Genomic DNA, 12,170 nt, shown 5'->3' on the forward strand with positions numbered 1-12,170 from the left:
CTTAGTTTAAACCACATCCGCGTAAAATCATGTCTGTTAAAAAGACAATGACATGCTCAACATCTTCATCTTCGTAATCTGCTCTATTCATAATGGTTAAGATCTGTGTTTCAAAATCAGCATAGTGCTGGGTTGAAGACCAAATTAGAAAGATCAAATGTATTGGGTCAACATCTCGCATTTCGCCATTGTCTATCCACTGCTGAAACAGCTGCGCTTTTTCTCTTACCCACTTACGTTGATAAGTACGCGCAAAGTCTTTTAAATGTTGGGCACCTTGGATGATCTCCATGGCATAAATTTTTGATGACTCGGGGTGTTTGAAAGACATTCTTACTTTTGCATCAATAAACTTTTCAATCGCCGCTTTAGGACCATCTTCGGGCGTTATATCTCCAATACCTTCATCCCACATTTGTAAGGTATGTTCTAATACGGCGTGATAAATGTTTTCTTTATTTTTAAAATAATAAAGTATATTAGCTTTGGGTAGGCCCGCTCGGTCAGCAATTGATTGCACCGTAGCTCCTTTAAAGCCTTGCAAAACAAACTCGGTACTCGCCGCTATCATTATTTTATGTTGGCTTTGTATCCGAATATTCCCTGTTTTTTTAATTTCTTTGTTGTTTTTCATAAAGTTGCTCTATGTTAAGAATGCATAAATAAAACATTTTTAAGTTAATTATTATTATAATTTTATTTATTTACTAGGTCTTGACCATATAGTTAACTTTTATGGCTCGTTAGACTTATCTCGATCTTGTCGTAGATTCAAGAGACAAAATTACATTTTTTATGAAATTCTACTATAAATGTTTACACATTTATTTGAAAGGGCACTTTAACGCTTTAATTGATGTTCCTGACGTTTATTATTATTTACATTTTAGCCGCTTACCTAAAGAAAATTAGCTTAATCTGTTGTAAACATAGTTGTTTATGCTTTATTTGTATACTTATGCAATGAACTGGTTGTGCACACATATAACTAAATAGCATTAAAGTAAGATATCAATACCAATATCTTATATAAAGACCATCTTCATTATCAATTATATTGATACGGCCTTGTTTGTTTTTTATCCTATTGTTTATTAAGAGTATTTATTGTTTTTGGGTTTCTCTTTATTTGTAAAAAGTTGTCATATAACATTTGATTTTAAAAAAGTCTGAAAATATGTAATGAAAGTGTAATAAAAATCTGGTCTAATTTCATTCGAAATTAAAAACAGAGCAACTGGTTAAGTTTTTTGGTTGCTAAAAATAATAAAAAGTAATTAACACTTAAAACGTAATCAATAATTAAAAACGTAATCAAGGAATAACAGATGAACACTCCTCGTCTCTCACTCATAACAGGCGCCGTAGTATTAGCGCTTGGACTTTCTACTTCAGCTATGGCTGCTGATACATCATCCTCAATACGAGGACAAATCTTAAGTAATAGCGGTTCACCTGTTACAGGAGCTACGGTTACTGTTATACATATACCTACAGGCTCTAAAAAAACAGTTAAGCTAAACGAAAGTGGTGTATTTTCTGCAAGCGGTTTAAGAGTAGGTGGTCCTTATAAAGTCATTGTTGACTCTAATATTTATCAAGATAAAACCTTAGAAAATATATTTCTTCAATTAGGTCAAACTTCACAAGTCAGCATTGAACTAGGCTCAGAAGAAATGGAGCGTATATCTGTTTCTGGTAGTAGCCGTCATGCGTTAATTCATGGCGCTAAAAATGGCATGGGTAGTGTATATGGTGCAGATGATATTAATCGTGCCCCTGCCTTTGACCGTGATTTAAAAGATATTATTCGTCAAAATCCTTTGGTGAACATTTCTGATAGCGATAGTAATGAAATGTCAGTAGGTGGTGTAAATCCGCGTTTTAACAGCTTGTCAATTGATGGCGTTAAACAAAATGATGATTTTGGTTTAAGTGCAAACGGTTACCCAACGAACGGTTCTCCTATTTCTTTATTGTCTATTGCACAGGTAGCCATTGATATTACCCCTTTTAACGCCAAAGCTTCGGGCTTTACCGGTGCGTCAATAAATGCGGTTACAAAATCAGGTACGAATGAACTATTTGGAGAGTTGTTTTACGACTACTCAAGTGATTCTTTAGCCGGCACGCCTAAAAACGAAGATGGCGAAGATATCGATTTAGACTTTACGCGTAAAAATTATGGTATGGCTTTAGGCGGCAAGATTATTGAAGACGAGTTGTTCTTCTTTGTAAGTTATGAAGAGTCTAAAAGTCCATTTGTAAATAATTTTGGTCCTGGTACTGCAAATCCTAAAGATTGGTTAACTTCTGATACGATTACAGAAGTACAAAATATTGCTTCAGAAGTCTATGGCGTTAACGCTGGCGGTATTGCTGATGGCCTATCTAACGATAGCGAAAAATTAATTGTTAAGCTTGATTGGAATATCAATGATGACCATCGTGCTGCATTTACTTATCAAAACACACAAGATAACTCAGTGCGTGATCAACATACAAGTTCAAGAAATCAATTTGGTTTATTGAGTAACTGGTACAACGTTGATGCAAGTGTTGAATCATATGCTTTACAACTTTATTCATACTGGACTGATGAACTATCAACACAGTTAAGTGTTTCATTTAAAGATGTTGAAAACAAACAGAATTCATTCTCTGATGCTTTAAACGATAAAAAAATTGGTCAAGCGTGTATCACTATTGGTGAAAGTGATGAGAGATGCTCTGACCGTGATACAAATTCAATATGGCTTGGTACTGACGCATATCGTCATGCCAACGAATTGACAAATGACACTTTAGCTATTGATTTTGACGGTGAATATTTACTTGAAGAACATGTATTGTCATTTGGTGTTGGTATTGAAAAAACCAACGTATTTAACCAGTTTGTACCTTTTTCTCGAGGTGAGTGGTCATTTAATTCAGTAGAAGACTTCAAAAATCAAAATGCTGACAGTGTTTCTTATTCAAATGCTTACACAGGTAATGCGAATGATGCAGCAGCAGAGTTTTCATTATCAAACTTCCACCTTTTTGTTGAAGATAAATGGCAAATTAACGATGAGTTATGGGTAAATGCAGGTGTGCGATATGAGCGTATTTCAACGTCTGGCACTATCCGTGAAAACGAAGCATTTGTTGACTTATACGGCTTTAGCAACACAAACAGCTTAGACGGTAAAGATATATTCTTACCTCGTTTAGGCTTTAACTGGTCAGTGCAAGACGACTTAACGTTAAGTGGTGGTATCGGTCGTTATTATGGTGGTACTCCAAATGTTTGGATTTCTAACGTATATTCAAATGATGGCCAAATCAATGTACGTGCAAACGTAAATGATGTTGACTTAACAAATGCTGATATAACTCAACCTCCTGCAGGTGCAACACTGACTCCAGGTGACGGCGATGTTGATGCAATCGATCCTAACTTTGAATTGCCAAGCGAATGGCGTGTAGGTTTAACAGCGAACTATACCGCTGATTTAGGTCCTTATTTAGGTACGGGTTGGGATTTAGAAACTAGCTTCATGTACGTTGAAGAAAAAGACGCTGTTCGCTGGAAAGAATTATACAGAACGACACAAGAATCTGTTGTTGGTCCTGATGGTCGTGTTATCCCAGTTGGCACAGGCTCGCGCGATAGAGCTGATGCTATGGTTACAAATGGTGAAGGCGGCAAACGTAAGATATTTACTTTAAGTGCAGCTAAAGCGTTTGATAACGGTCTTTATTTCAATGTTTCATATGCAAATACTGACGCAACATCATTAGCTGGCGGAACGAGTTCAACCTCTAACTCAAACTTCTCGAAATATAATACCGCTGATCGAAACAACCCTCAAGTTGGTACAAGTCGTTATGAAATTGAACATAGTTTCAAACTAAACTTGTCTTATAACATTGAATTGTTTGAAGGTTACAACTCGACTTTCTCACTTCAAGGTGAACGTTCATCAGGTCGACCTTACAGTTGGGTATATGATGGCGGTTCAAATGCTTTTGGTGGTCAAAACAACTACACAAGATCTGATATGTTTTTACCATATATACCAACAGGTGCAGATGATGCAGCTGTAACATATGCTGATGGTTATAGTTATGAACAACTTAAAACTGTACTTGATGCGAGTGGTTTAACGAAATATGCTGGTGGAATTGCACCTCGTAATACTGAAACAGGGCCTTGGAATTCTCGTCTTGACTTTAAATATAGCCAAGAAGTTCCTGGTTTTATGGAAGGTCATAAAGGTGTGCTTTTCGTTTCGGTTAAAAACGTTCTTAACTTAATTGATAGTAGTGCAGGTAAAGTTAATGTTACTAACTTCACAAATGCTAGAGAGTTAGTTGATATTAATTACGACCAAGATACTAATACTTATGAATATAGTGAAGGGTTTAGAGATAGTGCGCCAACATATTATGATGCTGAGCGTTCTTCTTGGAGAATTAAAGTAGGCGTTAGCTACAAGTTCTAATTCAACACTCTTACTGTAAACATTACTTAAACCCTTTAGTTTACTAAAGGGTTTTTTTTATGGAAAAATTCACTGTTGAATTAGTCATTCAATCCACTCAAAATAATTGACCAAGTGGTCAAGTATGTTATTCTGATACGACTCAATAACTCTTGAATCTTTATAATGATAAATACAAATACAATCGAAATACCGGCAAATTTAAAAGCCGCCGCTAAAGAAGCTTATGGTAAAGCTTATGCGCCTTACAGCAATTTTCATGTCGGTGCCGCTGCTTTAACAACAAAGGGAAATATTGTTCAAGGTTGTAATGTTGAAAATGCGTCTTATGGTTTAACGGTTTGCGCAGAGCGTAATTGTATAAGCCATGCCGTGATAAAAGGCGAGCAGAGCTTTCAGATGATCGTTATTTATACCGAGCAAGACAAATTAACGCCACCGTGCGGCGCATGTCGACAAGTTATCGCTGAGTTTTTTGAACAATCAGCTCCGGTGATTGCGTTTAATCACAAAAATGAACAGCAAGTGTGGAGTGTGGCACAACTTTTACCAGATGCTTTCACACCAAAAGATCTACTGGATCTATAAGGATTTTAACCATGGTATTACCGCAAGAAATTATTCGCATTAAGCGTGATGGTAAAAACCTCAGCGAAGGCCAAATTCACAGTTTCGTGAAGGGTTTAGTTGACGGCAGTTTTTCTGACAGTCAAGTGGGTGCAATGGCGATGGCAATTTTTCAAAAAGGATTGTCGGTTGAAGAAAAAGTAACACTCACTAAAGCGATGATGAACTCAGGTGATGTACTTTCGTGGGAGGGCTATGATGCCCCCATTGTAGACAAACATTCTACAGGTGGAGTAGGAGATAAAGTGAGCTTTATGCTTGCTGCAATCGTTTCTGCGTGTGGTGCTTACGTGCCAATGATTTCAGGACGAGGGTTAGGACACACCGGTGGTACCTCAGATAAATTAGAAAGTATTGCGGGTTTTAATGTTGAACCGACAATAGCTGAATTTAAGCGCATCGTGAAAGAGGTGGGTGTAGCTATAATATCCCAAACTGACAACTTAGCCCCTGCAGATAAACGCCTTTATAGTATTCGAGATGTAACCGCGACGGTTGAGTCTATTCCCCTGATAACCGCCTCTATTTTATCTAAAAAACTCGCTGCGGGTCTTGATACTTTAGTGATGGATGTCAAAGTGGGTAATGGCGCAATGATGTCAACACTTGACGATGCTAAAGCACTTGCTGAGAGTATTTCAAGTGTCGCCAATGGTGCCGGCGTTAAAACTCAAGCGATCATCACTGACATGAATCAAGTGTTAGGAACCAGTGCTGGTAATGCTATTGAAATGTATGAAACCGCTAAATATTTAACCGGTAAACAGCGAGAACCACGTCTACATAAGGTTGTTAAAACGTTAGCCTGTGCGATGTTAGTAAACTCTGGTTTAGCAGATGATGAACAAAGTGCCTATCTTAAAATTGATAAGGCGCTGCATTCAGGTAAAGCGGCAGAAATATTTGAACGTATGATAGCGGCTTTAGGTGGTCCAACAGATTTTGTTGAAAACCCTTGGGGGTCAATGCACAAAGCTGCGATTATTATGGAGATAAAAGCGAGTCAACATGGCTACTTAGCACAAATGAACACCCGTGATGTTGGTATGTCAGTGGTTGGTTTAGGCGGCGGGAGAACAGCGCCAAAACAAAAAGTTGATCACAGTGTGGGTTTCGATCGAATTTTACCGCTGGGAGTACAAGTAAACAGTGGCGAAGTTATTGCGCGTGTTCATGCGAAAGATGAAAATTCTGCGCTATTAGCTGCTCAGCAATTTCAACAAGCAATCACTTATTCTGAAGAGTCACCTGAATTACCACCGGTGATCTATTAAGCTTGCATCATATAAAATCACTTTTTATTTAGCTGATAAAAAGTGATTCTTAATACATTAATCAATTTATAACGTATCAAATATTACAATGTTCCGAAAATTTTGTCTCCTGCGTCACCTAAACCCGGTAGAATATAACCTTGCTCGTTAAGTTTTTCATCTATTACGCCAATGGTTAACGTAACATCAGGGTGAGCATCTGCTATCATTTTAATGCCTTCTGGTGCCGCAACTAAAAATAGCGCGATAATGGTCTTACAACCTGAGGTTTTTAATAAATCTATTGTCGCTAATGCAGTGCCGCCTGTTGCTAGCATCGGGTCAATAATAATTGCTGTTCTGTTTTCTATATCAGAAATTATATTTTCGTAATAACTTTCAGCCGCTAAAGTCTCTTCATTTCGTTGTATGCCAACAACACTAATTTTTGCACAGGGCAATATTGAAAGAGAGCCTTCAAGCATACCCAAACCCGCACGTAATATGGGAACAAGCGTGGGTTGTTTATCAGCAAGTGTAGGGACTGATATTTCACCAGACCAGCAGGTTAAGGAGGTATTTTTAAGACTAAGGTGTTGGGTTGCTTCAACCGTCAGCAACATTGATATTTCTTTAGTCAACTCTCGAAAGGCTTTAACTGAAATATTGTTATCTCGTAATAAACTAATTTTGTGCTTGACCAGTGGGTGAGTGCTTTCAAAAACTGACATGGAGTATTCCTTGTTTTATACAGGGACAAATGAGATAAATATCCTCCTCGTATTAAACGAAGAAGAAATGACTATTTTTACCAGACTAATTGCTTGAAATGGGCTCTACAAAGAGGCTCGTAACGTTCATTGCCACCCACCTCAACTTGTTGACCCACTTTTACAGGCACACCATTTTCATCTTGTCTGATAACAAAGTTAGCTTTACGTCCACAATGACAAATCGTTTTTAATTCGACTAATTTATCAGCCCAAGCGAGCAGGGCAGCACTGCCAGAAAAAGTTTCACCTAGAAAATCAGTTCTTATGCCATAAGCTAAAACCGGTATATGCAATAAATCAACAACATCCGTTAACTGCTTTACTTGTTCTGTTGACAAAAACTGTGCTTCATCAATAAGCACACAATCAATTTTTTTTGCCTGGTGTTTGTTTTTTATATCAACGAGCATGTTAATACTATCATCAAATAAGAAAGCATCTGCGTCTATACCTAAACGCGAGGCGACTTTTCCTTTGGCAAACCTGTCATCAATTTGTGCGGTGTAGATAGCCGTTGTTAAACCACGTTCGCGATAATTATAAGATGATTGCAACAGGTGAGTCGACTTACCTGCGTTCATTGATGAATAATAAAAATACAGTTGTGCCATGAATTACTTCTTTATCAATGATGATCAGTAGCTATTTGCTGACTTATCTTCAGTGGTGTGTCCTAGCGTGTCAAGTAAACTGTTCAATAAGCTACTTGCGCCAAAACGAAAATGGTTATTATCAACCCACTCATTACCTAATATACTATCAGCTAAATCAAGATAAACCGCGGCATCTTCAGCATTTCTAACACCACCTGCGGGTTTAAAACCAACATTGATGTTTTTATTTTTAATGACTTCAAGCATAATTTTAGCGGCTTCTGGTGTGGCATTAACCGGTACTTTACCTGTTGATGTTTTGATATAATCAGCACCGGCATTAATTGCAATTTCACTTGCTTGTTCAATTAATGCTGCTGATTTAAGCTCACCAGATTCGATAATAACTTTGAGCTTAGCAAATTCACCACAAGCTTGTTTACACACTTTTACCATATCAAAGCCAATCGCTTCGTTACCTTGCATTAATGCTTTGTAAGGAAAGACTAAATCAACTTCGTCAGCCCCGTAGGCAACAGCAGCTTGTGTTTCGGCTAAAGCGATATCTATATCGTCATTTCCGTGAGGAAAGTTAGTTACCGTAGCAATTTTTATATGAGGGGTTTGTTGTGCTTTTAATAGTTTTTTTGCGAGCGGTACAAACCGTGGGTATATACAGATAGCGGCCGTTGCGCCTGCTAATGAATTAGCTTGTTGACACAAGGTTTTAATTTCTTCTGTCGTTTCACTATCCGTTAAGCTTGTTAAATCAATTAACGAAAGGGCGCGCTGAGCAACTTTTTTAAGATCAGACATTACGATTATTTTCCTTTTATTTCTCTACAAAGAAATGAATACGCCGGCAATAGCGGCACTCATTAAATTAGCTAACGTTGCAGCTAACATTGCATGGACACCAAGCCTAGCGATATCACGTCTACGGCTAGGGGCCATTGAGCCAATACCACCAAGTAAAATGGCTATTGAAGATAAGTTAGCAAATCCACATAACGCGAACGTTACAATTGCTTGGGTTACCGGTGAAAGCGTGTCTTTTATTTCAACAAAATTTACGTAAGCAAAAAATTCATTTACAACCACTTTTTGGCCGATAAAACTGCCTGCTTGCAGCATTTCGTTTACCGGTACACCAATAATAAATGCGAAAGGGGCAAAAACGTATCCGAGAATCAGCTCGATGGTAATATCTTGGTAACCAAATAAACCACTAATACCGCCAACAATCGTATTTAGTAGAGCAATCAGGGCAATAAATGCTAATAACATCGCACCAACGTTTACCGCCAGTTTTAAACCAGACGCTGCTCCAGAAGCCGCTGCATCTATGACGTTAGCCGGTTTATCATCGCCTTCATCGAAGTCGACTTCTTCTTGAATGATTTTTTCAGGTTCGGTTTCAGGATATATAATTTTAGCCATTAATAAACCGCCGGGGGCTGCCATGAAAGATGCCGCGATTAAATATTTAAGTTCAATACCTAAACCTGCATAGCCTGCCATAATAGAGCCCGCTACAGAAGCAAGTCCACCCACCATAATGGCAAAGAGTTCTGACTGTGTCATTTTAGCAATATAAGGACGAACAACTAAGGGGGCTTCAGTTTGACCGACAAATATATTTGCGGTGGCTGAAAGTGACTCTGGCTTACTGGTTTTTAATAGTTTTTGTAAACTCCCGCCAATAATTTTGATGACCCATTGCATAATGCCAAGGTAGTAAAGAACGGCAATTAAAGAAGAGAAGAAAATAATATTAGGTAACACTCGAATAGCAAAAACAAAACCAACGCCATTTTCATACATTGCGTCTGTGCCAAGTCCACCAAAGAGAAAACTTATGCCAACCTTCGCGCTGTCAATAACACTTTGTACGCTTGAGGTGATTGTCGTTAATACGTCTTTACCAAAAGGAACATATAAAACAAAAGCACCCAGTAACAGTTGTAATAAAAAGGCAAAACCTACTGTACGAAAGTTAATATCTTTTTTGCTTTTTGAAAGTCCATAGGCGATAGCTAATAAAACAAATATGCCTATTACACCTCTATATGCGGAAAAATCCATAAATCCCCCTTAATTTATAATTATTGTTATTTTTATTTTTGTAGTGGTAATTTTGAGAGTTGACGTATTTTTGCTTTCAGCACTTCAATCGCCATTCTATTTTTTCCGCCGCGAGTGATCACTATATCAGCCCAAGCTTTAGAGGGTTCAATAAATTGATAGTACATCGGTCTCACTGTTTCTAAATATTGATTGGTCACCGACTCAATACTTCTATTGCGTTCAGTTAAATCGCGTTTAATGCGTCTAACCAAACAGATATCAAGTGGTGTGTCCATGTAAACTTTAATGTCAAACTGATCTCGAAGTGCTTTATCTGTCAGTAATAAAATGCCTTCAACCAAGACAATCTTGGTGGGTGTAAATCTGCGGGTTTCATTTAAACGCGTGTGTGTTTTATAACAATAAATAGGCACATCGATAGATTTATTTTCAGTGATACTTTTTAAGTGCTCTGCTAATAAATCATGCTCAAAGGCGCTTGGGTTGTCGTAGTTTGTTTGTTCACGTTCAGACATCGTTAAATGAGATTGTGAGCGGTAGTATGAGTCTTCACTTAAAATGGAAATACCGTCTTCACCTAATTCATCGATAAGTTCATCATGAATCGTATGCGCAAAAAGGGTTTTACCCGATGCTGATGGACCTGTGATTGTAATAATTGTCGGTTTATTTGCGTTCAATGTTTTTGCCTGTCGATAATTCAGCTTCAAAAATAATTTTAATTCTGTCATCCGCTGTAGAGATGACAGTAATTAAAAGCTAGTTTATACTTTTATGATGTAATGATGAAAAATACGTTACTTTATCAGCGTATTTTTAAAAGCATCATTTACCCCATTTTCAAAAGGTGATAAATTAGCACAACTTGACCATGTGGTCATGTTTTATTCTGCTATTTATGAATATATATTTGAAAAATGATCATAAAGGAAATGCTATGGCCCGCGCAATAGTTTTAGTGATAGACAGTTTTGGCATCGGTTACTCTGCTGACGCAGCAGAATTTGGTGATGTTGGTGCAAATACCCTTGCTAACCTTGCTAAGGCATATTACACCGAGACAGGAAAGGCCATAAACTTACCTAACCTTGCAAGTTTAGGTTTATTTAAAGCTTGCCACGATGCTTCAAATACTGATTTTCCACAGCAAGGTGGTGAGCCCAAAAAAGGCGCTTACGGTTATGCACAAGAAATAAGCACAGGCAAAGATACGCCAAGTGGACACTGGGAAATGGCCGGTGTTCCCGTACTTTTTGACTGGGGATATTTCACTAATAAAGAAAATGCCTTCCCTGAAGATTTGATTGAAAAAGTTAATCTGGCGACAGGCTTTAGCGGTATGTTAGGTAATTGTCATGCCTCTGGCACTGACATTCTAGAAAAATTAGGGCAAGAGCATATCAAAACCGGTTTACCCATTTGTTATACCTCAGCAGACAGTGTCTTTCAGATAGCGGCACATGAAGAACATTTTGGTCTAGACAATCTTTATAAGTATTGTGAAACGGTACGCGCTGAACTTGAAGGCTTAAATATAGGTCGAGTTATAGCAAGACCTTTTATTGGCGAGACTCCCGAAGATTTTGCGAGAACCGGTAACCGCCGCGATTACTCGGTATTACCACCAGCACCGACTGTACTTGATAAAATTTATGATGCCGGTACTCATGTGATAAGTGTTGGTAAAATTGCTGATATTTTTGCTCATCAAGGCATTAGTGAAAAAACCAAGGCAACGGGATTAGATGCGTTATTAGATGCAACCATCACTCATATTAATAGCGCACAAGATAATGCATTAATCTTTACTAATTTAGTTAATTTTGATCAGGACTTTGGCCATCGACGTAACCCAGTAGGTTATGCTAGAGAGCTTGAAGCTTTTGATGCTCGCATCCCTGAAGTACTGAGTGCGATGAAAGATAGCGATGTATTATTCCTAACGGCTGACCATGGTTGTGATCCAACTTGGCCAGGTAGCGATCATACACGTGAATATGTGCCAGTATTAGCCTATCATCACAATATTGCTTCAGTGAATTTAGGTAGACGAACCACTTTTGCTGATTTAGGACAAACCATCGCAGAACTGTTTACAGTTGAAGAAATGGCTTACGGTACAAGCTTTTTAACTGAGCTTGGCTTTAATAACACATAGCCATTGTTTGATTGATCAAACCATTTACTTGGCTTAAATAGTTGATATAAAAAAAGGGTTAGCCATTAATGCTAACCCTTTTTATGTTTAGGATAAACGGCCAATTTATTTTTCAAACAAAACTTAGTATCTATATCCTTGTATGCAATGTTGTGGTGCTATGGCAGTTCTTAGGTATTGATGCCTATCAA

Annotated in this window: 10 protein-coding genes; 4 read left to right on the forward strand and 6 right to left on the reverse strand. The window is 37.8% G+C overall.

Annotation, left to right across the window (positions count from 1 at the left end; genetic code table 11):
* Window position 1: 1 nt before the first annotated feature.
* Window positions 2-634 carry a TetR/AcrR family transcriptional regulator gene (locus tag H4J39_RS03390; RefSeq protein ID WP_182225996.1) on the reverse strand — a complete coding sequence of 211 codons (633 nt, stop codon included), beginning with the start codon at window positions 632-634 and terminating at the stop codon, window positions 2-4.
* A 694-nt stretch (window positions 635-1,328) separates the two neighbouring features.
* Between H4J39_RS03390 and H4J39_RS03395 the strand changes: the two genes are divergently transcribed.
* The 3 genes from H4J39_RS03395 to deoA all read left to right on the forward strand — a co-directional run bounded on the left by H4J39_RS03395 (window position 1,329) and on the right by deoA (window position 6,388).
* The gene (locus H4J39_RS03395; RefSeq protein WP_182225997.1) at window positions 1,329-4,487 is read left to right on the forward strand and encodes a TonB-dependent receptor; all 3,159 of its coding nucleotides are present in this window, start codon (window positions 1,329-1,331) and stop codon (window positions 4,485-4,487) included.
* Between the two features lie 165 nt (window positions 4,488-4,652).
* Window positions 4,653-5,075, forward strand: coding sequence for a cytidine deaminase (locus H4J39_RS03400; RefSeq protein WP_182225998.1), 423 nt, complete (start codon window positions 4,653-4,655; stop codon window positions 5,073-5,075).
* 11 nt (window positions 5,076-5,086) lie between these two features.
* Window positions 5,087-6,388 (forward strand): thymidine phosphorylase, encoded by a 1,302-nt coding sequence (deoA, locus tag H4J39_RS03405; protein ID WP_182225999.1) that lies wholly within the window; start codon window positions 5,087-5,089, stop codon window positions 6,386-6,388.
* Between the two features lie 83 nt (window positions 6,389-6,471).
* Here the strand turns inward: deoA and upp are convergent, their stop codons facing one another.
* The 5 genes from upp to udk all read right to left on the reverse strand — a co-directional run bounded on the left by upp (window position 6,472) and on the right by udk (window position 10,501).
* The gene (gene upp, locus H4J39_RS03410; protein WP_182226000.1) at window positions 6,472-7,098 is read right to left on the reverse strand and encodes a uracil phosphoribosyltransferase; all 627 of its coding nucleotides are present in this window, start codon (window positions 7,096-7,098) and stop codon (window positions 6,472-6,474) included.
* A gap of 77 nt (window positions 7,099-7,175) precedes the next feature.
* On the reverse strand, window positions 7,176-7,751 hold the full coding sequence (locus tag H4J39_RS03415) for a thymidine kinase (RefSeq protein WP_182226001.1): 576 nt from the start codon (window positions 7,749-7,751) through the stop codon (window positions 7,176-7,178).
* Window positions 7,752-7,775: 24 nt separating this feature from the next.
* Entirely contained in the window at window positions 7,776-8,549 is a 774-nt protein-coding gene (gene deoC / locus H4J39_RS03420; RefSeq protein ID WP_182226002.1) for a deoxyribose-phosphate aldolase, read from the reverse strand.
* A gap of 24 nt (window positions 8,550-8,573) precedes the next feature.
* Complete coding sequence (locus H4J39_RS03425; protein WP_182226003.1) at window positions 8,574-9,818, reverse strand: NupC/NupG family nucleoside CNT transporter; 1,245 nt, start codon at window positions 9,816-9,818, stop codon at window positions 8,574-8,576.
* A 32-nt stretch (window positions 9,819-9,850) separates the two neighbouring features.
* Window positions 9,851-10,501: a uridine kinase gene (gene udk, locus H4J39_RS03430; protein WP_259368746.1), complete on the reverse strand. Its 651-nt coding sequence runs from the start codon at window positions 10,499-10,501 to the stop codon at window positions 9,851-9,853.
* Window positions 10,502-10,758: 257 nt separating this feature from the next.
* On the opposite strand from udk, the gene H4J39_RS03435 reads away from it, so the two are divergent.
* On the forward strand, window positions 10,759-11,979 hold the full coding sequence (locus H4J39_RS03435; protein ID WP_182226005.1) for a phosphopentomutase: 1,221 nt from the start codon (window positions 10,759-10,761) through the stop codon (window positions 11,977-11,979).
* Window positions 11,980-12,170: the final 191 nt, after the last annotated feature.

It is taken from the genome of Colwellia sp. Bg11-12 (assembly GCF_014076955.1).
Classification (GTDB): Bacteria; Pseudomonadota; Gammaproteobacteria; order Enterobacterales; family Alteromonadaceae; genus Colwellia_A.